This window comes from Propionivibrio sp., from assembly GCF_049316945.1.
Taxonomy (GTDB): Bacteria; Pseudomonadota; Gammaproteobacteria; order Burkholderiales; family Rhodocyclaceae; genus Propionivibrio.
In genome coordinates, this window is sequence record NZ_JBMOJE010000088.1 from 1 (window position 1) to 22,321 (window position 22,321).

The following is a 22,321-nucleotide window of genomic DNA, read 5'->3' on the forward strand; positions in this document are numbered from 1 at the left end:
GCGCCCTGAAGGATGGCAGCGCCAGCCTGAAGAAGTACTCTTGGGGTGCGCACCATCAGGCGGATCAAGCACGTCGATGTACGCGGGACGATCCGCGTGCGCAAAGAAAAGATTTTGCGCACCCTACAAGGCTGATGTGTTCATAGCGGTCGCTGTCGTCCCCGTGCGCTGTAAACGCGATTTGCTCGCTGGCGCTGAGAAATTGTTCGATCTGCTCAATCGTGCGCAGCCGTGTTTCGTTCATGTTGATCACCATCCTTGCGATGATCAACCCACTTATCAATTCCGCCTTAAAATTATCGCTTCAGGCTCACTTCTCGATGGAAATACAGCCCTCGTTCAGGCTCATACTTCATTGGACATTGCCGCAGCTCGCATTTGTGTAGCTTGTAAGCTACACTACAATCATGATTGAAGTCTTCCGATACCAAACCGTAAGTGGCCAAGAGCCGGTCACTGAATGGCTTCGATCTCTTCGGGATAAGCAAGCGCAAGCCAGGGTACGGATTCGCCTGAAGCGGATTGAGGCTGGCAATTTTGGCGATTGCGAGTCAGTGGGCGATGGTGTTTTGGAACTGCGAGAGCATATGGGTGCCGGGTATCGGGTCTATTTTGGTCGTCACGGTCAGTTGATCGTCATTCTTCTTTCTGGCGGGTCGAAAAAGACACAGGCGATGGATATCAAGACGGCCAAGGATTTCTGGGCTGATTGGAAACGGAGGCAAACATGAGCAAAAAGGTGGTCGCAGCAGTTTCGCATCACGACCGCGAGGTGGCAGAGCTTCGAGCCGATCGCGAACTGGCTGTGGAGTACCTTAAGGCGGCAATGGAATCACTGGATGATCCGGAAAATCGAGCTGCGGGTCTTCTTGCCCTGCGGACTGTGGCAGAAGCCTACGGCGGACTAGGGGCGGTTGCTGCTGAAGCAGGTATCAGCAGGGAATCGCTTTATCGCACCTTGTCGCCAAAGGGCAACCCAACGCTGAAGACTCTTTTGGCGGTGTTAAAGGCCGTAGGTATGAAACTTTCGGTTGCGCCGGGGCCCCACGCCGCAGCTTGAAGTTTACGACGTGGGCGGCGTTGAACTTTGGTGCGCGCAAGCTTCAGGAACGGCGCGTTGCTGGGTGAGAGCCGTCGCTACACTTCTTCATTAAAACAAATGGTTATCGTAACTATACAGGGTGGCACACCAGAACGGGATTGACTCCGGGAAGTACCCCATATACATTACTGACCGGACAGTCATTAACGGCGTTTCGATGAGCCCAGTTTCCATTTTTCCTGCTTCAGATGCCATTGCCGGCACGCGCATCCCGCGTCGTCGGCGCAAGGGTGCGCGTCCGTCGGAATTGACGGCGGCTGCGCTTGAGCTCTTTGTCGAAAAAGGGTTTGCGGCCACGCGTCTGGAGGATGTGGCGGCTCGCGCCGGTGTATCCAAGGGAACGCTGTACCTCTACTTCGACAGCAAGGAAGCCCTGTTCAAGGCGGTGATCGAGGAGGGCATCGTGCCGACGCTGGCGGCGGCCGAGCTGCAACTGGCCGAGCACAACGGTTCATCGGTTGACCTGTTGCGCAAGCTGCTGTTCGGCTGGTGGCAGCAGATCGGCGAGACACGGCTGGCCGGGGTACCCAAGCTGATCATTTCGGAATCGCGCAACTTTCCCGAGGTGGCGCAGTATTACCACGACAAGGTGATCGTGCGCGGGCGAGCACTTTTGCGAAACGTCCTGCAGCGCGGAATTGCCAGTGCAGAATTTCGGTCGCTGGAAGTTGAAACGGCAATCGATGTGATCATCGCGCCCGTTCTGATGCTGGTCATCTGGCAGTTTTCTCTCGTCTTTTGCGGGCGAGAGATCGACCCGGAATCCTATCTTGAAACCCATTTCAATCTTCTGGTGCACGGTCTGTGTCCGCAGAAAGGCAGTCAATGAACGCATTCATGTTGCGCGGAAGTCTTTTGCTTGCGGCGCTGTCGCTGCTTGCAGCCTGCAGCAAGGCGGCGCCGCCGCCTGAACCGCTGCGGCCGGTGCTGACAACGGTGCTCGGCGCCAGTGCCGACAGCGGATCAGGAATATATTCCGGCGAGGTGCGTTCGCGTTACGAGACACCGCTTGGCTTCCGCATTCCCGGCAAGATCGCCGCCCGCCTGGTCGATGCCGGGGCGCTGGTCAAGGCCGGCGATGTACTGGCACGGCTCGATCCGGCGGACACGGCGCTGTCGGCCGCGGCGGCTGAGGCGCAACTGGAACTGGCGGTGGCCGATAATCGCCGTTACCGCGAGTTGCGCGGCAAGAACTTTGTCAGCCAGGCGGCGCTCGATGCCAAGGAAACCACCTTCAAGGCGGCGCTTGCTCAGGCCGATCTGGCGCGCAACCAGAGTTCCTACACCGTGTTGCGCGCGGATCAGGCCGGCGTGGTCGAACTGGTGGCGGCAGAAGTCGGCCAGGTGGTCGCCGCCGGCCAGACGGTGCTGCGCCTGGCGCGAACCGATACGCTGGAAGTGGCGGTGGCAATTCCCGAAACACGCATGCCGGAAGTGCGCTTGCTCAAATCGGCTGAAGTCAGCCTGTGGGCCGACGAGCAGGCGCGCTTCAAAGGGGTTTTACGCGAATTGTCGCCGGTGGCCGACGCGCTGACGCGCACCTATGCGGCACGGGTGTCGATCCTCAACCCGGATGCCAGGGTTCTCCTGGGCATGACGGCGAATGTGAAGTTCCTGAGCGACAAGACCGGGGCAACAGCAAAATCACGGCTGAGCGTGCCGCTGACTGCGATTTTCCAGCAGGAAGGCAAACCGGCGCTGTGGATTGTCGGCGCCGACCAGACCGTATCGTTGCGACCGGTAGCCGTGGCCGCTTACGGCGAAACCACGGCCACCCTGGACAGTGGCGCGAATGCCGGTGAGCGGATTGTCGTCGCCGGGGTACATAAGCTGAGTGCCGGCGAGAAGATCAAGGCCGTCGATCAAGCCGCTGCCCAATGACGCACCTCAATCTTTCCGAATGGTCCCTGCGCCACCGCTCGATGGTGGCCTATCTGATCGTCGTGCTGGTACTCGGCGGGGTGCTTTCCTACTTCAAGCTGGGCCGCGCCGAAGACCCGGATTTCACCTTCAAGGTGATGGTTGTACGTACGTTGTGGCCCGGTGCTACGGCGCACGAAGTGGAATTGCAGGTGACCGAGCGCATCGAGAAGAAGTTGCAGGAAGTGCCGTGGGTCGACGTCATCCGCTCCAATTCGAAAGCCGGCGAGTCGCTGGTGTTCATTATCCTCAAGGACTACACGCCGAAGAAGGAAGTGCCCGAAGCTTGGTATCAGGTGCGCAAGAAGATCGGCGACATGAAGCAAACGCTGCCGGCCGGCGTGCAGGGGCCGTTCATCAACGACGAATTCGGCGATACCTTCATCAATATCTTTGCCTTGACCGGCGACGGTTTCGACATCCCACGACTGCGCCAGGAAGCGGATCGCGTGGCGCGCGAACTGCGTCGGGTAGACGACGTGAAGAAGGTCGAACTCATCGGCGTACAGGATGAAAAGATCTTCGTCGAGATATCGCACGCCAGGCTGTCGACGCTCGGCCTCGACCCGTTGCTGATTTTCGATGCGCTGCAAAAACAGAACGCCATGGCGCCCGCCGGTTTCTTCGAAACGGCGACGGATCGCGTGCGCATTCGCGTCTCCGGCGACTTCACCTCGCTGGAAAGCGTGCAGGCGATTGGCGTTCAGGCCGGTGGGCGACTGTTTCGTCTGGGCGATATCGCCACCATCAAGCGCGGGCTGGTCGATCCGCCGGCACCGCGCATGCGCGTGCAGGGGCAACCGGCGGTCGGCATTGCCATAGCCATGAACAAGGGCGGCGACGTGATCAAGCTCGGCGACCGGCTGCGCGGCGAGGTGGCGCGTCTGCAGAAGGATTTGCCGCAGGGCATCGACATCCACGTGGTGGCCGACCAGCCGGAAATCGTTCGCCAGTCGATCAACCTGTTCATGTCCTCGCTTAGCGAAGCGGTGGTCATCGTGCTGGCCGTTTCCTTCCTCAGCCTCGGGTTGCGCACCGGCGCGGTGGTGGCCTTGTCGATCCCGCTGGTGCTGGCGATTACCTTCCTGTTGATGGAAGTGTTCGGTATCGATTTGCAGCGCATCTCGCTCGGCGCGCTGATCATCTCTCTTGGTTTGCTGGTTGACGACGCGATCATCGCCGTCGAGATGATGGTGGTGAAAATGGAACAGGGCTGGGATCGTTTCCGCGCCGCAACCTTCGCCTATACCTCGACGGCCTTTCCGATGCTTACCGGCACGTTGATTACCGTGGCCGGCTTTACACCGGTCGGCTTTGCCAAATCCGGTGCCGGCGAATATACCTTCTCGATCTTTGCCGTGGTGGCCATTGCCCTGCTTGTTTCCTGGGTGGTTGCGGTGGTGTTCACACCTTATCTCGGCTACATGATTCTCGATGCGAAAAAGTTGCAGGCGAAGGCCCTGGAGCATGGGCACGACATTTACGAAACGGCGTTTTACCGGCGCATTCGAACCAGTGTCGACTGGTGCGTGCGGCGACGCTGGCTGGTGATTGGTGCGACGCTGGTGGCCTTTGTCCTGTCACTGGTAGCGCTCGGCAGCGGCGTGCAGAAACAGTTTTTTCCGGCCTCAGCCCGATTGGAATTGCTGATCGATGTGTGGTTGCCGCAGGGCGCATCGCTCAAGGCGACCGAGTCGCAGGCAAAGAAAATCGAGCATCTTCTGCTCAACGAGCCGGAGATGAACAAGTCGGTAAAGGATTTTGTCAGCTACATCGGCAACGGCAGCCCTCGTTTTTACTTGCCGCTCGATCAGCAACTGTTCAATGACAATTTTGCCCAGTTTGTGGTGACTACCCGCGACATCGAGGCGCGCGAGGATCTGAAGCGGCGGCTGGAAGCGTATTTTCTGGCCGAGAATGCCGACTGGCACGGTGGCCTGGCCAATACCCGCATGCGCGTGCTGCGTCTGGAAAATGGACCGCCAGTCGGCTTCCCGATCCAGTTCCGCGTATCCGGGGAAGACCTCGGCGAGTTGCGCCGTGCCGCTGAAGAAGTGGCCACCGTCATGCGCGCCAACCCGCACGTCAAGGACGTGAACTTCGACTGGAACGAGATGGGCAAGTCGGTACGTCTGGAGATTGATCAGGATCGCGCCCGCGCGCTCGGGATCAGTTCGCTGGACCTGTCGAATTCGATCAACTTGCTGCTGACCGGAATGAGCGTCACGCAGATGCGCGAAGGCGACCAACTGGTGGATGTTGTGGTACGCGCCAAGGGCGACGAACGTGCCCGAATTTCTGCGCTGGCCGACCTCAACATCCGCACCGCCAGCGGTCGTTATGTACCGCTCGCCCAGGTGGCGAAGATTCATTACGAACTCGAAGACGTGCTGATCAACCGTCGCAATCGACTGCCGACGGTAACCGTGCGCGCCGACATTCGCGACCTCGTGCAGGCGCCGGTTGTTTCGGCGCAGATCAACCCGCAACTCGATGCCGTGCGCGAAAAACTGCCACCCGGATTCCGCATCGAACTGGGCGGCGCGACCGAGGAGTCGGCCAAGGGCGAGGATTCGATCAAGGCCGTGATGCCGATGATGTTGATTGCCGTCGTTACCCTGCTGATGATCCAGTTGCAGAATATCGGGCGCACGATTCTCGTCCTGCTCACCGCACCGCTTGGCCTGATCGGCGTGGCGATTGCCCTGCTGGTGTTCAGCGTGCCCTTCGGCTTCGTCGCCAACCTCGGGGTGATTGCGCTGTCCGGAATGATCATGCGCAACTCGGTGATTCTGGTCGACCAGATCGAGCAGGATGAAAAAGCCGGCAAGCCGACCTGGGAAGCCATCGTCGGTTCGACCGTGCGCCGTTTCCGCCCAATCATGCTGACTGCGGCGGCGGCAATTCTGGCGATGATCCCGCTGACCCGCAGCGTCTTCTGGGGGCCGATGGCCGTAGCCATCATGGGCGGCCTGATCGTAGCCACCCTGCTCACGGTTTTTTTCCTGCCGGCACTGTATGCCGCGTGGTACCGGGTGAAAGTGTGTGAAGTGAGTTGAACGCCTTTGCGGTGAAAGCTTTGCTCTTGCTGTGCGTGTAGTGCCATTGGGGTCAGCATCGCATTACTTTTCAAAAAGAATTCGAAGCTGACCCCTTTAGTTCGCTTCGAAGCTGACCCCTTTAGTTCCTTGCTCCCTCAGCCCAGTAGCGCCACGGCCTTTATTTGCGCGCGCAGGGCGAGGCCGGGGCGGACCGCGAGTTTCCTGGCCGAGCGGCTGGTAATGCGCGCCAGCAAGGGATCGCCGGCGACATCGAGGCGAACCAGCACATGGCCGGGCGTATCGGTTGGTGCCAGAGCGAGCACCGTCGCCTCGACGCAGTTCAGGATGCTCGACTGCACCTGCGGCACCAGCGTCAGGCTGACGTCGCGGGCATGGATACGGCAACGCAACAAGGTGCCCACCGGCTCGTGGCGGGACGAAACATAGATTTTCCCGCCGGGGAATTCGAGCCGTGTCAGATCGTCTTCTTCATGTTCGGCAACGCGCGCCTCGATCACCACGCCGGCATCGTCGGCGAAGGTGGCGGGCAGGTCGATGCGGCCGAGTACCTGCTTGAGCGGGCCGCTGGCTACCACCCTGCCCTGATCGAGCAACACCAGATGATCGGCCAGCCGCGCCACTTCATCCGGCGCGTGGCTGACGTAAATGACCGGGATCGACAGCTCGCTGTGCAGACGCTCCAGATAAGGCAGGATTTCCAGTTTGCGTTTCAAGTCGAGCGCGGCCAGCGGTTCATCCATCAGCAGGATTTTCGGTGCGGCAAGCAGTGCGCGGGCAATCGCCACGCGGTGGCGTTCGCCGCCGGAAAGCTGATCGGGCGAGCGGTCGAGCAGGTGCGCGATGCCTAGTAACTCGGCTATTTCGGATGACGCGAAGCGACGCTCGCTGGTTGGGGCATGCTTGTTGACGCGCTTCTGGCCACGCTTCTGGCCACGCTTCTGTCCAAACTCCATGTTGCGGCGCACCGAGAGATGCGTAAACAAGCTGGCTTCCTGAAAAACCATGCCCAGCGCGCGTTGGTGCGGCGGCACGAAATAGCCCTTGGCTTCGTCCTGCCAGACTTCGCTGCCGATGGCGAAATAGCCCTGCGGCGCTCGCTCCAGCCCGGCCATCGCGCGCAGGCAGGTGGTTTTGCCCGAGCCGGAATGGCCGAACAGTGCGCTGATGCCGCTCCCCGGCAGGTTCAGGTCCACGTCCAGCGTGAAGCCAACACGCTCCAGACGAAATGTGGCGTGAATTTCGTTGCTCATAAGGCCTGCCGCCGTGCCGGGTTCCAGGTGTAGAGCGCCAGCAGCACGACAAAGCTGAACAGCACCATGCCGCCGGCCAGCCAGTGCGCCTGGGCGTATTCCAGGGCTTCGACGTGGTCGTAGATCTGCACCGAAACGACGCGCGTCTGGTTCGGAATATTGCCGCCGATCATCAGCACGATGCCGAATTCGCCCACCGTATGGGCAAAGCCGAGTATCGCGCCGCTGATGAAACCGGGCCGGGCCAGCGGCACGGCCACCGACCAGAAAGCGTCCCACGGGCTGGCGCGCAAGGTGGCGGCAACTTCCAGCGGACGTTCGCCGATGGCCTCGAAGGCGTTTTGCAATGGCTGCACGACAAACGGTAGCGAGTAGAAAATCGAGGCGATAACCAGCCCGGGGAAAGTGAAAGGCAACAAGCCAAGGCCGAGCCACTGCGTCAGCTGCCCGACCGGCCCGTTCGGCCCCATGGCCAGCAGCAGGTAAAAGCCGATGACGGTAGGCGGCAGCACCAGCGGCAGCGCGACGATGGCGCCGATGATGCCCTTCAAGCGAGAGCGCGTGCGCGCCAGCCACCAGGCGATCGGCGTGCCGATGACCAGCAACAGCGCGGTGACCACGGTGGCCAGCTTGAGCGTTAGCCAGACGGCCGAGAGGTCAGCGCTGTCCATGGTGGCTTCCGATTTTCACAAGTCGTATCCGTAAGATTTGATGACGGCCCTGGCTTTTTCTCCCTTGAGATAGGCCATCAGCGCGACGGGTGCGGGTTTGTCCTTGCCTTTGCCGAGCAGCACGGCGTCCTGGAGAATCGGCGCATAAAGGTTGGCGGGCACGGCCCACATCGACCCGCTGCTGAGTTTTCCCTCCTTGAACACCTGCGACAGTGCGACGAAACCAAGTTCAGCATTGCCGCTCACGACGAACTGATGGGCTTGCGTAATGCTGTCGCCCTGGACAAAGCGTGGTTCCAGCGCTGGCAATACGCCCAGCTTGCCCATCGCTTCCATGGCCGCCGCGCCGTAGGGTGCAGTCTTCGGGTTGGCCAGTGCCAGGTGCTTGAAATTGCCGGTCTTGAGAACGGCGCCCCCAGCATCGACCAGATCGGGATTGGCCGACCACAGCACGAGTTTCCCGATGGCGTAGGTGAAGTGGCTACCGGCAACGCCCAGACCCTCTTTCTCCAGTCTGATCGGGGTTTCGTCATCGGCAGCAAGCAATACCTCGAAGGGGGCGCCATTGACGATTTGCGCGTAGAACTTGCCGGTCGAGCCGAAGGCCAGCAAGGCTTTGTGGCCGGTATCTTTCTCGAACATAACGGCGATTTGCTGCATCGGTGCGGTGAAATTGGCAGCGACGGCGACCTGGACTTCGTCTGCGTGGGCGCCAAAGCTGGTCAGCAAGAGGGCGGCGAGTAGTGTCAAGCGGGGCATTGGATTTCTCCTGAATCAACCACCACATGCACACTTCTCGAAAGCTTCGTCATCCCGGCGAAGACCGGGATCCAGGCTGTTGGAGCACAAACTGGATTCCGGCCTTCGCCGGAATGACGGACGGGGAATATGCATACGGTGCTCTGGGTTAGTGGTAAAGACAAAGGATGACAGCCGAGGCTTTGAAGATTGCGCAGGCTTGTTCGCCGACGGCGAGGCCAAGGCTGGCGACGCTGTCGTGGGTGACGACGGCGCACACGCTGCGGCCACCGGGCAGTACAAGGGTGATTTCAGAATTGACCGGGCCGTCGTGAATGCGCGTGATTTCGCCCCACAGGCGGTTGCGGGCGGTGGTGCGGATGTTACGGTCGGTGAGCAGCAGCACCGACGAGGATTTGACCAGGGCGCTGATCTCCATGCCGATGACCAGCCCCAGGGTTTCCGCCGACTCGCGGGTGATGACGGCCACCAGTTCGTTCTGATCGTCGAGTTTCAAGCGCACCTCGAAATCGACATGGCCTTCGCGCAGCCCGACGATGTGGCCGGCGAACTGGTTGCGCGCACTGGTATTCATCGACATGCGCCTGAGCAGTTGGCGAAACTGCTGGAAATCGCTGGTCTGTCCGTCGTTCAGGCCGGCGCTCAGGCGGTCGAGCGCCGACTGGTACTCGGCTTCCAGCGCACGGTAAAGGGCGATGGTCTTGCGTCCGTGTTCGGTGAGTTGCGTTCCGCCGCCGTTCTTGCCGCCGGTCGAACGCAACACCAGCGGCTGGTCGGCCAGATTGTTCATGGCGTCGATGGCATCCCACGCCGCCTTGTAGGAGAGCGGTACGGCCTTGGCCGCCTGGGAGATCGAGCCGTGCCGGTCGATGGCTTCGAGCAGGCGGATCCGCGTGTCACCAAGGAAACTGCCGAACTCGGTATCGACTTGCAGCCGGCTGCTTAACCGATGTTTGATTTGCTCCATTTTGTCGTACTCTCTACGTAATGTTGTAACGTATATAACGATAGCTTGAAATGTAGTGTTAGGTGATCGTTTTTTACCGTATTTACCTTGCGCTATGGTTGAATGAACGCAACGCTTGCGGGCAAAGTGCAATTGTCCCCGATCAAATACGCTATTACTATTTGTATATAGCGAAAATCGGGCCAGCCCGACAGGCATTCAAGGAGAGCACCATGAAAATCAGCGCACGCAACGTATTTGAAGGCACCATCAGCGCTCTGGTCGATGGCCAGGTCAATGCCGAAGTCGAAGTGACCACTGCCGGGGGTGACCGCATCGTCGCCGTCGTTACCGAGGGCAGCGTGCAGTCGCTCGGCCTGGCCGTCGGCAAGACGGTGATGGCATTCGTCAAGGCGCCGTGGGTAATCGTGCTGGCCGGCGACAGCGGTGTGAAGTTCAGCGCGCGTAACCAGTTGGCCGGGACGGTGCAGAACATCGAAAAAGGAGCGATCAACAGCGAAATCGGCATCAAATTGACCGGCGGAACACTGGTCTATGCGGTGGTCACCAACGAAGCGGTAATGGAGTTGGGCCTCAAGCCCGGCGTCCCGGCCAGCGCCCTGATCAAGGCCAGCCATGTCGTGCTCGGTGTGCCGGCCTGACTGACAATGCCTTGTCTTGAACCTAAAACCTCAGTCTATCCACGAAAATCACGAAAGACACGAACAAAATCAAGAACTTGATGTGTATTCTCCATTCACCATTTGGAAGGTGATCTTAAGCTTATTATCTCCTTGATCCTAAAAACCGCAGTTGACAGCGACTAATTGACCGCAACTCCAGGTTTGACGGGTGTTTAGCCCTCACCCCAACCCTCTCCCGCGGGGAGAGGGAGTTTGCACCCTTCTCCCCGCGGGAGAAGGGCCGGGGATGAGGGCTTGCGACATTGGCATCACATCCAACTGAGGTTTTTAGGTTGATTCTTTTCGTCCCTCTTCAGGGAGGCTGCGAGCTGCTTTTGGTGTTTTTCGTGGACGAACTGCTTTTTCTAGGTTGATAGTAAGTATCCCCCGGCAAAGCCGGGGGATTACCCGATTTATTTCGATTTCTGCTATTTCCGCTTCCTATTTGCTTGTCGCTGGCGGTGTCGCTTCGGCAGGGGCTGGCTTGACGACCACGCCCGGCGATAGCGAGATTTCCTCGGCGAGGGTCACTTTGGTCACGTAATGGCGGGTGTCGCCAAAGCAGGAGGTCGGCAAGCCGACTTTCTCTTCGTAATGCACGCTGACGCGCTGCCCCATGACCTTGGAGATTTCGGCGGCGACCAGCGGATCGCGGACAGTGAACAGGAACTTTTCGACCGTGGCGCTACCCGGCAACGAGACCAGCGCCAGTTCGCCTTCCCACGTCTTGCAGATCCAGCCCTTGTCGGACAGCTTCTGGATCCAGCCGGCGCGTTCGCCCGACGAATAGCTCCAGTTGAGCACCAGCGCGAAGTACGCTGCCGCCAGCAAAGCCAGCAGCAGCACCGCAAGAATCAGTCGTTTCAAGGCCATTATGAAATTTGCTTGAACTGGTGCAGCGCCGAGGGGGCCGGCCAGCCAGCTTCCTTGCAGACCCTGACGATAGCCTCGTTGGTGTCGAAGTACACCTGCCAGTAGTTGTCGGTGTGGGTGTAGGGGCGCACGGCAATTTGCGGGCCTTCGAGCTTGATGTCGAGCAGGTTGACTTCGGGCGGCATGTCCTTGGAAACATTGGGGATCAGCGCTACGGCAGCCTTGAAGCGGCTGATCGCTTCCAGAGGATCGACGCCGATGGCCAGTTGCGCCACCCGTTCGACGCGCCTGGCCGGCAGCACCGAATAGTTCTGAATGGTATCGCCGAAAATCTTGCCGTTACCGACGATGGTGTTTACGTTGTCCGGTGTCACGATGACGGTGCCGAACAACCCCAACTCATGCACCGTGCCCACCACGCCACCGATACTGACAAAGTCGCCGACCTTGAACGGGCGCAGCACCAGCATGAAGGCGCCGGCGGCGAAGTTGCCAAGCAGCCCGCTCCATGCCGCGCCGATTGCCAGGCCGGCGCCGGCCAGCATGGCGGCGAAGGAGGTGGTCTGGATGCCGAAGTAGCCCATGATGCCGAGCACCAGGGTAACGTTCAGCGCGATGGCAATGATCGAGCCGAGGTATTTGGTCAGTGTCGGGTCGACATGGTTGCGGCTCATCGCCGTCTGCATCAGGCTGATCACCCGGCCGATAAGCCAGCGGCCGATGATCCAGAAAGCAATGGCGGCCAATATCTTGATCGCCAACTCGGTGGCGGTGGTGCTGAGGAAGGTCTGTATCGATTGCATGTCCATGGCGAAGTGTCCTTTATAAAATGATCGGGGTAGGGTTTGTGCTGCGGCTACTTTTGCTTCCTTGCTGTCAAATCAACGGGGTTTTGCCGGAGCCAGAGCCGGAATCGGGTACCTGGCGAAGGCGGCGGCCACCGCGTTGTCGATCGCCGCCTGCACGTTGTCCAGGTCTTTCTGCGTGACGCTCCCGGTGACAATGCCTTCCCACACCAGTTGCTTGCGTGCGGCATCGACGACATCGATATTGAGCGTGCCTTCCTTGTACTGAGTAACGATCGTCTGGTCGGCGTAAAGCGGCCAGGCGGTGTACAGACCGTAGCGATAACCGTAATAGCCATAGCCCATGACGGGTGCCGGAATGGTCGTGACACGCAACTTGTCGGTAAGTTCGGCGTTGAAATTGACCAGCAACTGCGGCGAGCTGGTGACCAGGCGCATGCCACGCGCTTCCATCTCGCGCTGCGTGGCCACCTTCAAGCGCTGCGAAACGATGCTCTGGTAGCCGCCACGGTCGGTACCGAGCGGGCTGGCAAAGGCGAATGTCTGATATTGCGTGAAGTCGGTCGAACGGTCGAAATCAACGCGCACGTCGGGCGTGCTGGCACAACCTCCCAGCACCAGAATCAAGGCGGCCATGGCCAGCGGCAGCAAGTGCTTCTTCAGTCGGGATGGCATGGTTTTCGGGTCTCCTGGGCAAAATGACCGGTGCGATGACCGATGCGATGACCGGTGCGCAGCAATGTCAAAGACAGTCGCTTATGCGCTTCGGTTCCTGCATTTCGCATGGATTCGGGCCTTGGCCGCGCCCCGCCCGGTGAGCACCTCCCAGGACAAACCGGCAAGCTCATCGCAAGTACACCGCTTCAAAGCGCGCCAATGCCTTATCGCCTTGGAGGAGGGTCAATTGCTGGCCTTCTATGCGGTAGCCCGTCGTGGCACCGAGCATCTTCAACACATTGCTTTCGATTTCCATCAACGGCGAAGCACAGGCCATCAGCGTGCCGGCCATCTGCGAGAAGCGCAGGGCCTTGCCCTGCTGAACATACGACCCGGTCAGTTGATTGCAGCCGGCAAAAGCGGTCATGCGTGCGCCCAGGCTGGAGAGCGTGATGCGCACCTCGCGCTCTTGCGTTGCGGGCATCATGATCTTCTTGCCGTCGAGCTCGATCAGCTTCCAGTAGGTATTTTTCAAGTCGGCGGTTACGCTGTCTTTGCCACCCTCGTTGCCAGAAGCGGCCGAGCCGCAGGCCGCCCCCGGTTGCGAACCGACGAATCGTTCAACGACCAGTTGCTCACGCGAAGCGCCTTCCAGCGCCTGGCTCAAGGCGAGGCGGCCATCAAGCTTGACCAGCAAGGGCGCCCCCGGTGAACTGTGCGATTGCAGATAGTCGCGCTCCATGGCCAGGTAGGCATCCGTCATTGCCACCGGCCAGTGCATGCCGCTGGCGCAATCGGTGAACGTCGCGGCATCGGCCAGGTAGCGGAACTCGCCGCGCCAGCGCAACACTTCGCTGATCGGTTCAACCTGTGCGCTACGGTGCAGATCGAGGTTGGCGGCCGACTCGATCGCTTGCCCCTCGCGATCAAGCTGGCGCAAGGAGCCATCATCCCTGACCGCGAACAAAATGACGTCCGTGCCGCTACGCAGTGACAGCACCTTGCCTCTGGCCTCGGCTGTCCAGCGGCCAGGTTCGGAAAACTGCCCGTCCGGCTTGCCCAGGTAAATGCGCCGCAAGCGGTACAGGCCATCGGCACGCAAGGTCAGCGTTTGCGCAATGCCGGGGCAATCGGCACAGGGCATGATGCCGGTAAAAGTGGCGGGCAGTTCGAAGCCGACAGCAGAGGCCGGCATCGCCGGCAGAGCAGTCGCAGGCAAGTCTGTGCTGACCATCGTGCCGGCAACCGGTCGCACCGCATCAAGGACGAGATCGACCTTTTCCGGCGCGCCGTGCGTCAACACGGCATAGCGACGCGTCGTCGTAAAGCGCAACTCTCCACCCACCGTGATCGATGCGCGCACGGCATAGTTCGAGCCTGGGTCGATGGCGACGCCCGGCACCTTCAATGAAAACGGAATCGGCACCTGGCGCGCGCCGAAGGTCTCATGCATCTCGGCCAGCACCACAGCGGGCACGTCGGCCCGCGACACATCTTCGACACGTACCGTCAGCACCGCCTCGGGCGGCATGGCGATGCGCTGGCGATAGGAAACGCTGCCGCTGACGGTAGCCAGTTCAGCGATCGGCTGGGCCGGTAAATCAGACATGGAGAAAACCGCCAGCAAGGCCGCTAACCACATGACTTTTGATATCTGCTTACGCATCTGACCGGACACCCATGAAAACTTCCAAATTCACGAAAACACGAAACAACAACTTTTCCAGGATGAAATCTGCGATTGCTTTCTGAAATTTATCGGTTTTCATTGGCTGGTGATATACGTGCTTGAATGTATTTCGATTACCCGGCATCGGGTAAATCGACCCATGAAAAGGTCAATGAATTCCTTTGAGTCCCTGCCAGCCACACCAAGACACCGCCCTGGAAGCCTCTCCAATCGGCGTTCTCCAAGGCATCAACCACGAAAGCCATTAAATACGCCACTCTTCAGCTATATAGCTCGTAGATAGCCTGTCTATGCGGGCTACAGAGGCATGATCATTAATATCGCCGTCACCAACCGGGCACATCTCCTGAAATGAAACCCGGGCGCGCGGCCCGGTTTTCATAACGCTTGCATGGTGCATTGTGTTAAAACTAAAAAGGGCAGTTGACCACAGCGAACACGGCGAACACAACGGAAAAACAAGAGCTTGCAATGTTTTCATGATTCACCCTTTGGGTAAGCCATGAAATCCTGAAAACCTGAGGCTTTTCGCCGTGCCCGCCGTGTTCGCCGTGGTTAAACTGAGGTTTTAAGGTTAAACAGATGACGATCACCGATTCCTGGCTGGGCCAGCTTTGAACTGACCTCCTCACCGTGTTGGGCGAAATTTACCTTTGGCCGATTTCAGCCCCCCCGCAGTAAAATCCGGAATCCCGAAAAATCAAGTATCTCCGAATGACAGGTTCCGGAAATGCCAGTTTCGTTGAGCCGATCGAATGAGTAAAAAACGGCAAAGCAAATTGCTTAATCCCGGCATGGCTGCCGCCCTCGGCGCTGCGCTGCTTTTCGGCGCCGGCACGCCGCTGGCGAAGATGCTGCTGCACGATGTTGGTCCCTGGCTGCTGGCCGGCCTGTTTTATCTTGGTTCCGGGGTTGGCCTGACGGTTTTTCGTCTGTTGCGTAACGCGGAACCGGTCCGCTTGGCGAGACGCGAGGCTGGATGGCTAGCCGGGGCTGTATTGGCTGGTGGGGTTGTCGCTCCCGTTCTGTTGATGTTCGGGCTGGCTGGCATGCCCGCGTCGGGCGCATCGCTGCTCCTGAACGCGGAGGGGGTGTTCACCGCGCTTCTGGCATGGATGGTGTTTCGTGAAAACTTTGATCGGCGAATCGCTTTGGGGATGGCGGCCATCACCACCGGTGTGCTTGTGCTGAGTTGGCCGCAAGAGGCCAGGTTTGCCGGGGTCTGGCCGGCGCTGGCTGTGCTCGGTGCCTGTATGGCGTGGGGCATCGACAACAACCTGACGCGCAAGGTGTCGCTGACCGATGCAACATGGATCGCGTCGGTCAAGGGCATGGCCGCCGGGGCCATCAACCTGTCGCTCGCCTTCATTCTCGGCGATCGGCTACCTGGCTTGCCCGCCGTGGCGGCGGCGATGGGCGTCGGGTTTTTGGCCTATGGCGTCAGCCTGGCGCTGTTCGTCGTCGGGCTACGACACCTGGGAACGGCCCGGACCGGGGCCTATTTTTCTGTCGCCCCGTTCTTCGGGGCGGTGCTGGCGCTCGCAACGGGCGAGCCGGCGACGCTTCGCCTGGCGTTTGCCGGGGCGCTGATGGCGGTCGGTGTCTGGCTGCACCTGACGGAACGCCACGAGCACAAACATAGTCATCAAGCCATCGAACATGCCCATGAACACGATCACGGCGAACATCACCAGCATGAGCACGAGGTTTTCTGTGCTGCTGGCGGCAAGCATGCGCACCTGCATCGGCACCAGCCGATGGAGCACAAGCACGCCCATTTTCCGGATGCCCACCATCGGGACCACAACCATTAGGACCAGAGACCAGTTTCTTACCCCGACAAGAATTCCTTTTGGTTTTTCTCTTCTATCGGCTGCCAGACGTACCTTCGGAGCGGTACAGCAACACCCGTTCGCCACTGGGTTGAACTGATCGACGATCGGTTAAGTCCCCATGGATAGGCGATCTACAGCCTGCATGCCTGAAGAACGCCGTATTTATTGGCTAGGCTGCATTGCTGTAGATCGCCTATTGGAGAGGCTTGCAAGCCGGCATGGTTTAACTCTGCGCATCCCACGGGTTGAATATTCGGATATCCGGATTCCGTGATTGACGCGAGGCTCACTTGACGCAGTGCACAAATTGTTTGCGATAGATAACGCAGTATTAGATGGTGCTGACGGTCGGCAACCGACCCATACCAGACAGTGGTGGGGAATGAAAGCGGACCGTCGCGGCGAACACTGGAAACTGACAAGCAGCCGTTCGAGATGCGGATGGGATATTTCTGGGCTAACGGCGGGTTCGTGGCAGATAGCTGCCGGTGAGTGTAAATTGATGGCGATTAATTGCCGGCCAGGGCGGAAGGTGGGCTTTCATCTCCATTACGGTCATTGCACGATCGTTCCCGAATCTATGCGTTAACGCTCACGGAAGCTGACCCAGCTTTGCTCATCGGAACGAACCCGGCAAGTGCGCACAAATTATGCAGCGAAAGCGGCGTTGAAAACGTCTATGCCATTGGCGGTTAGGGACGCCTAGAATCCAAGCTCCCGCCATACCAGAACCAGTGCGGCGCGCAAAAACGTCAAGCCGGGGGCTTCCCATTTTCCGTGAATGACCACCTGGCCGCGCCAGCTTTGCCGAGCCAGATTGCCCAAGTCGTTGTCACCGTTCAAGGTCACGCGATACAGCGCACGTTCCGGTACCAGCTGGCCGTGTTTTTCGCGGGTAATTATTGAACCGCCATACTGAGCCGCCAGTTGGCCATTCGGCAGCACTCGGGTAGCATCCTGATCGATTGCGCTTACCCGCAAAGCCAGAACCTCCCCTTCCAGACCATCGGTAAAGAAACGGGCTTTATCACCCACCTCAATCCGGCGTACAGCATCTTCATCCAGGTAAGTTTCCACCTGCCAGCGCTCCCTTTGGACTAGAACGCCCAAGCGTTCGCGGTTACCCACCCAAACGCCTGGCTTCAAATCCGGATCCAGGTCGCGCAGTGTGCCGGCAAATGGAGCCGTCGGAGCGTACAGCGCCATTTCGGCCTGAACGCTGGCGAGTTCGGCTTGCGCCATGATTTCCTCTTGTTGCAATACTTGCAGGTTCTGGCGCTGCTCGGCCGCCACGCCAGCCGTGCTTACCTGCCAGCGCGAACGTTCAAGACGCGCTTGCGTACGCCGCCAGCGCAGTTCAAGCTCGGGAGAGGCAAGCTCGATCAGGATTTGTCCAGCGGCGACCGGGCTACCTTCTGGCCACGGCAATTTAACGACCTGTGCTCCAGTCGGGGCATGAATGGGGTAGGTTTCGGCGGGCTTGAGAAGAGCCGACGCCGCCTGGCGCGTCGGCCAGGGAAACACGAAAAACATCGCCAGTGCCAAAACAATCAAGGCACTGCGTAGCGCACGCGGTCGCTGCCGCAACAAGGACAGCCTCCCGGAATGATCAGCATCACTTCGTAACAAACTCGGCCACACCTTGATCTCATTCCAAAATGGCAACAGCACAAACCAGCCGATTTCAACGATGAACAGCAGCACCCCGACCGCCTTGAAAAAAAATGCATAAACCAGCGCCGCAATACCCAGAAAAACGATCAACCGGTAAATCCATGTCGCGTAAGCAAAAAGGATGATTCCGATCTGGCGTTGCCTTACGAAGTGCTCCGGCGGTGGCAAACCCAGACCGAACAGGCGCTCACGCAAGTCCCAGCGCGCCAGGGCAAACGCGCGACTGTGCAGATTCGGCATATCGAGCCAGTCGGAGAGCAGGAAATACCCGTCGAAGCGCATGAAGGGGCTGGTGTTGATCGCCAGCGTGGCGATCCACGTCGTGGTGGCCAGCATAAACGCGATTGATTTGGGCAAGCCATCCGGCAACAACCCCCAAGCCAGCGTTGCCCAGGCAGCAATCATCAACTCGGTAATCACGCCGGCCGCCGCCACGGCCAGCCGCTGGTGCCGATTGGCGAGTTTCCACACCTCGTTGGTATCGGTATACGCCACCGGAAACATCACCAGAAAAGCCACGCCCATGGCCGGAACACGACAACCGTAACGCTTGGCGGTGAAGGCGTGCCCCAGTTCATGCAGCACCTTGACCCCGCTAAGTGCCAACCCATAGCCGAGCAGACCACTCCAGGAAAAAGTATCGATCAGCGTCGCGGAAAACCGCTCCCAATCCCGATAAACCTCAATCATTCCGACCAGCAGAGCAAGCAGAGTCAGCCGTGCAAAGCCCCGGCTGAAAAACGGCGCAACAACTCCTTGCCAGCGGTCTAGCCAGGCATCGGGGCGGACTAAGGGAATGCGGAAAAACAGATAGTGGTGCAGCAGCCAGCTTTTCCAGTTACCGCGCATTCTGGCCAGTCGCGCGGCAAACTGGATGGCGCTATCGACCCCGACGGGCTGTAACAATTGATTTTCGAGCAGAAAACGGCCAAGAGCTTCAAGGTCTGCCGGATCAGGACGCAGCGTTGTTTCGGTGTTAATCGCATCGCTAATGGCTTGCAGATCATCGAGACGCCAGCGGCTGATAATTTCGAAGCTCAACCAGTCAATCCGGAAAAACTGGTTACGCACCGGATCGTGCAAGGTCCAACTGGGCTGACCATCGGCCAGTTCGGAGCCAGGATAAAGGGCGAGTTCCTCGCGTAGCGCAGGCAGTGGCACGCTATTACCAACCGATGGTCTGGCGTATGCCGGCAAGCGGACGCCGCACAACCCAGTACACCAGCGGTACCCAATGGCCGGAAAGCTTGGCCGTGCCTTTCAGACCAACCCGGTGTTCCGTTTTGCCGTCCAGGCTGGCGCGTACCCGGTAAGCGTAGCTGCCGTCCGGTCGCTGTACGGCATCATGGGCGGCATAGCGCACCCGTGCCGAAACAGAGAAAAGCGGGCTGGCATTGAGGTAGAGGCTGACTGGCGCCGCGTCAGGCAAGGGGATGGCATCGCCCACCGCCAGCCAGGCCTCGACTTCGACATCGTCCGGCGAGGCCACGCGCATGATGCGCTCGCCGGTGCTGACCGGCTTTCCAATCCACTCGCTGGGGTCGTCAAAGAGTGCAATGCCGTCCTGCGGAGCGACGACGTGAGCACGATCCAACTGGCCTTGCAGATAGTCGGCTTCAGCCCGACGCTCTTCCACCTTGCCCATGAGAAGAGCGAGTTGGCCTTTATATTTACTCTCCGATACCGCCAACTGGGCCGCTTGACGGTATTCCGCTTCGGCGCTCGACAGCGCCTGGCGGGCCACCTCCAATTTGCTTTTGAGCGGCGCATCGTCAAAGTTGAACAAGGGCTGACCGGCTTTGACCAGCTCATTCGGCTTGACCAGAAAATTGCCGACCACTCCCTCCAGGGGCGCCCGGATCACAGCCGGGTTGGCTGGCACCAGTTCGCCGGGGGCCAGCACGGTGAGGCGAATCGGAAACAGCAGCAGCACCAGAACAGCGGCAACCCAGCGCGCACATCGCTGTTTCCACCAAGTCGTGCCCGCTTTGACTCCAAATGCATCCCGGGCGACTTGCAACGCACGTCGCCAGGACCACTGGCCGGGTCGGTGTTGGGCGCGCCAGGCATGGCACCAGATCGCCATCCATTCGGCGAGCAAGGCAATTTCGTTCCCTGGCCAGGGAGTATCACGCGCCAGCAGCAAACCGCCCAAGGGGACGGCAGATTTGCTGTCTGCGCTGTCAATCGCCAAGGGCAGCCAAAGCCCGTAGCTGGGTAACCAAGCGTCCCATTCGGCAGCGAGTTCTTCGGGGAGCCCGGACGCACCGATCAGGCGAGGCTGCTGACCAAGCAAAGAAAGATTGCGACAGACCCGGCCAAGCCACTGCACATAGGGTGCATTGGCTTCCAGCTGCACCACCCCGGACAGGGTTTTAACGCCTTCGTCGGCCAGCCACAACGCCGCCTGGCGGTAAGTCGCCAGGTCGTGACTGTCATTTACGGCAACAAACCCGAGCACCGTGCCATCAGCCGCTTGCCGCGCCCGCCGCGAGAGGTCAAGCAGCAGACCAAGCGCCTGCACCGGAATTTCGCATGAGCCCTGTGCTTCAGCTTGCATCAGCCAGCCCATTCAGGGCAAAGCGAAGCGCACCCGATAGGTTTCATTCGTTGCTTCATGCGGCCCGGCGGGGTATTACCAGTCGGTCAAAAGCCGCCGGTTGCCGATTGGCCAGCCGGATTTGTTCACTCAGGCTGGCCCGGCCAGGAGGAGCAACTTTGGCTTTGACCAGACGTTTTCCGTTCGAATCGAAATCATCCAGCACAGCGCCCGACTCCGGCGCCCCGGTTTGCGGCGCAGGGCGCTGCCCAGCGTCTTCACCAAGTATTATTTTGAACTCGGCGACCGCCTCGCGGCCCTCTGCGTCACTCGCAACCAGGCGAACGTTGATAACAGGTGGCTCGCCCGGCGGCGGTTGTCCGCTAAACTTGCCACTCACCGCATCGAATTTCAACCAGGAAGGTAGCGGCTGTCCATCGGTTTGCGTGGCGCTAAGCTGCACCACCGCACGGGCGTTGGTATGCGCAAAAGCATCCGCTGGAACGTTGAAGCTGATCCCCTCCCCGGACTGGATAACTCGCTGATCCGGCACCCCCTGGAAGGTCACCAGCGCAGGCTGATCGGCGCGGGTCACGGTAATCTGGAAAGCGTTCGTCCCGGCACTGGTAAGGATCGCTCCCACCGGGTTCGTCGTGACAACTTGTTGGCTGAAGCTATCCGGCGAATTCGTCGGGCTGCCTCTTACCTCCGTTAGCGGTGGGCTGACGGGCGGAGCAATCAGGCTGGGGCCACTGGCCAACTCAACTAATGGCGTGTTTGGGCTGCCTGTATTTTCCGGAGCGCTGGGAGGCGTGAAAGCCGCTAAAGGATCAACGGGTGAGAGCATTACCGCTGCCGTGTTCGATGGCAAATCGGGGGGAGTAATTAGCGGCGTAGCAGTCTCTGGAACTATCGGTGGCGCCACGGCGGTGACCGTGAGATCAAAACTGCTGCTAACGGTCCCGCCAGCACTATCGGCAACGCTCACCCTGACGGCAATAATCCCCGCATCCGGGTTGGCTGGAATGCCCCTGAAAGTACGTGAAACCGGATCGAATGCCAGCCAGCTCGGCAGAGTACTGCCATTGGCCATAGTAGCGGTGAAGGTCTGTGTATCGTTTGTATCAATATCCGCAAAAGTATTGGCGGGAACCACGAAACTGAAGGGCTGATCTTGTAACGTGGTCAGATTTTGCAAAGCGGTAAGCACGGTCGGTGCGTCGTTGACCGAAGTCGAGACCACGGTTGTCGTGGCGTTGGTTGCAGGTGCGGCAATGCTGTCGCTGACGCTGACCATGAAGGCGGTGGTTTCGGTCAGGGCCGGATTGACGCGATTGGCGGTCGGTGTGAACACCAGGGCGCGGATGGCGGCCTGCGCTTGGGCTGCCGTGCCGCTGAAGGTATAGACCCCGCTGCCGGCGTTAGTGAACCCATTCAACGTCGTGAAGCTGCCCTTGGCTGCCGTATCGAGCGTGATCGATACCGTTTGCGTCTGGGCTGTATCGGCATCGGCGATGGTGAAGGCCGAGAACGGGGTGGCGGTTGCCGTGTCGTTGATGCTGGTGAGGGCGGTGGCACCGCCCACGGTCGGTGCGTCGTTGACCGAGGTCGAGACCACGGTGGTCGCGGCATTGGTTGCCGCGTCGGCGATGCTGTCGCTGACGCTGACCGTGAAGGTGGTGGTTTCGGTCTGGGCCGGATTGACACGGTTGGCGGTCGGGGTGAACACCAGTCCCCGGATGGCCGCCTGTGCTTGGGCTGCCGTGCCGCTGAAGGTATAGACCCCGCTGCCGGCGTTAGTGAACCCATTCAACGTTGTGAAGCTGCCCTTGGCGGCCGTATCGAGCGTGACTG

Annotated in this window: 19 protein-coding genes; 8 read left to right on the plus strand and 11 right to left on the minus strand. The window is 59.7% G+C overall.

From position 1 onward, the window contains the following. From ACOYNV_RS17845 to ACOYNV_RS17870, 6 genes are all read left to right on the plus strand, one after another. Positions 1-415 (plus strand): hypothetical protein (locus ACOYNV_RS17845; protein ID WP_422901153.1); only part of this gene is annotated, 415 nt, incomplete at its 5' end. Continuing rightward, on the plus strand, positions 408-731 hold the full coding sequence (locus ACOYNV_RS17850) for a type II toxin-antitoxin system RelE/ParE family toxin (protein ID WP_422901154.1): 324 nt from the start codon (positions 408-410) through the stop codon (positions 729-731). The genes ACOYNV_RS17845 and ACOYNV_RS17850, both read left to right, overlap by 8 nt. After that, positions 728-1,060 (plus strand): addiction module antidote protein, encoded by a 333-nt coding sequence (locus ACOYNV_RS17855; protein WP_422901155.1) that lies wholly within the window; start codon positions 728-730, stop codon positions 1,058-1,060. The genes ACOYNV_RS17850 and ACOYNV_RS17855 overlap by 4 nt, the downstream gene beginning before the upstream one ends. Before the next feature lie 199 nt (positions 1,061-1,259). Then, positions 1,260-1,931, plus strand: a complete 672-nt coding sequence (locus ACOYNV_RS17860; protein WP_422901156.1) for a TetR/AcrR family transcriptional regulator — start codon at positions 1,260-1,262, stop codon at positions 1,929-1,931. After that, positions 1,928-2,983: an efflux RND transporter periplasmic adaptor subunit gene (locus tag ACOYNV_RS17865; RefSeq protein WP_422901157.1), complete on the plus strand. Its 1,056-nt coding sequence runs from the start codon at positions 1,928-1,930 to the stop codon at positions 2,981-2,983. The genes ACOYNV_RS17860 and ACOYNV_RS17865 overlap by 4 nt, the downstream gene beginning before the upstream one ends. Continuing rightward, positions 2,980-6,081, plus strand: coding sequence for an efflux RND transporter permease subunit (locus tag ACOYNV_RS17870; protein WP_422901158.1), 3,102 nt, complete (start codon positions 2,980-2,982; stop codon positions 6,079-6,081). The genes ACOYNV_RS17865 and ACOYNV_RS17870 overlap by 4 nt, the downstream gene beginning before the upstream one ends. Before the next feature lie 137 nt (positions 6,082-6,218). On the opposite strand, the gene modC is transcribed toward ACOYNV_RS17870, so the two are convergent. From modC to ACOYNV_RS17890, 4 genes are all read right to left on the minus strand, one after another. Beyond that, complete coding sequence (gene modC / locus ACOYNV_RS17875) at positions 6,219-7,334, minus strand: molybdenum ABC transporter ATP-binding protein (RefSeq protein ID WP_422901159.1); 1,116 nt, start codon at positions 7,332-7,334, stop codon at positions 6,219-6,221. After that, positions 7,331-8,005, minus strand: a complete 675-nt coding sequence (gene modB, locus ACOYNV_RS17880; RefSeq protein ID WP_422901160.1) for a molybdate ABC transporter permease subunit — start codon at positions 8,003-8,005, stop codon at positions 7,331-7,333. The genes modC and modB overlap by 4 nt, the downstream gene beginning before the upstream one ends. A 15-nt stretch (positions 8,006-8,020) precedes the next feature. Continuing rightward, complete coding sequence (gene modA, locus ACOYNV_RS17885; protein WP_422901161.1) at positions 8,021-8,764, minus strand: molybdate ABC transporter substrate-binding protein; 744 nt, start codon at positions 8,762-8,764, stop codon at positions 8,021-8,023. Positions 8,765-8,912: 148 nt separating this feature from the next. Beyond that, positions 8,913-9,731, minus strand: a complete 819-nt coding sequence (locus ACOYNV_RS17890; protein WP_422901162.1) for a TOBE domain-containing protein — start codon at positions 9,729-9,731, stop codon at positions 8,913-8,915. 212 nt (positions 9,732-9,943) lie between these two features. On the opposite strand from ACOYNV_RS17890, the gene ACOYNV_RS17895 reads away from it, so the two are divergent. Then, entirely contained in the window at positions 9,944-10,372 is a 429-nt protein-coding gene (locus ACOYNV_RS17895; RefSeq protein ID WP_422901163.1) for a TOBE domain-containing protein, read from the plus strand. Between the two features lie 462 nt (positions 10,373-10,834). On the opposite strand, the gene ACOYNV_RS17900 is transcribed toward ACOYNV_RS17895, so the two are convergent. From ACOYNV_RS17900 to ACOYNV_RS17915, 4 genes are all read right to left on the minus strand, one after another. Beyond that, a complete protein-coding gene (locus ACOYNV_RS17900; protein ID WP_422901164.1) occupies positions 10,835-11,266 on the minus strand; it encodes a hypothetical protein in 432 nt (143 codons plus the stop codon). Next, a complete protein-coding gene (locus ACOYNV_RS17905; protein ID WP_422901165.1) occupies positions 11,266-12,075 on the minus strand; it encodes a mechanosensitive ion channel family protein in 810 nt (269 codons plus the stop codon). The genes ACOYNV_RS17900 and ACOYNV_RS17905 overlap by 1 nt, the downstream gene beginning before the upstream one ends. Before the next feature lie 72 nt (positions 12,076-12,147). Continuing rightward, a complete protein-coding gene (locus tag ACOYNV_RS17910; protein WP_422901166.1) occupies positions 12,148-12,747 on the minus strand; it encodes a DUF4136 domain-containing protein in 600 nt (199 codons plus the stop codon). 169 nt (positions 12,748-12,916) lie between these two features. After that, a complete protein-coding gene (locus tag ACOYNV_RS17915) occupies positions 12,917-14,338 on the minus strand; it encodes a YbaY family lipoprotein (protein WP_422901167.1) in 1,422 nt (473 codons plus the stop codon). A gap of 836 nt (positions 14,339-15,174) precedes the next feature. On the opposite strand from ACOYNV_RS17915, the gene ACOYNV_RS17920 reads away from it, so the two are divergent. Continuing rightward, positions 15,175-16,233, plus strand: coding sequence for a DMT family transporter (locus ACOYNV_RS17920; protein WP_422901168.1), 1,059 nt, complete (start codon positions 15,175-15,177; stop codon positions 16,231-16,233). Positions 16,234-16,956: 723 nt separating this feature from the next. Here ACOYNV_RS17920 and ACOYNV_RS17925 read toward each other — a convergent pair. The 3 genes from ACOYNV_RS17925 to ACOYNV_RS17935 form a co-directional block, all read right to left on the minus strand. Then, positions 16,957-19,089 carry an HlyD family efflux transporter periplasmic adaptor subunit gene (locus ACOYNV_RS17925; protein WP_422901169.1) on the minus strand — a complete coding sequence of 711 codons (2,133 nt, stop codon included), beginning with the start codon at positions 19,087-19,089 and terminating at the stop codon, positions 16,957-16,959. 4 nt (positions 19,090-19,093) lie between these two features. Continuing rightward, the gene (locus ACOYNV_RS17930; RefSeq protein ID WP_422901170.1) at positions 19,094-20,488 is read right to left on the minus strand and encodes an efflux RND transporter periplasmic adaptor subunit; all 1,395 of its coding nucleotides are present in this window, start codon (positions 20,486-20,488) and stop codon (positions 19,094-19,096) included. 55 nt (positions 20,489-20,543) lie between these two features. Further along, on the minus strand, positions 20,544-22,321 hold a 1,778-nt coding region (locus tag ACOYNV_RS17935), incomplete at its 5' end, for a putative Ig domain-containing protein (RefSeq protein WP_422901171.1).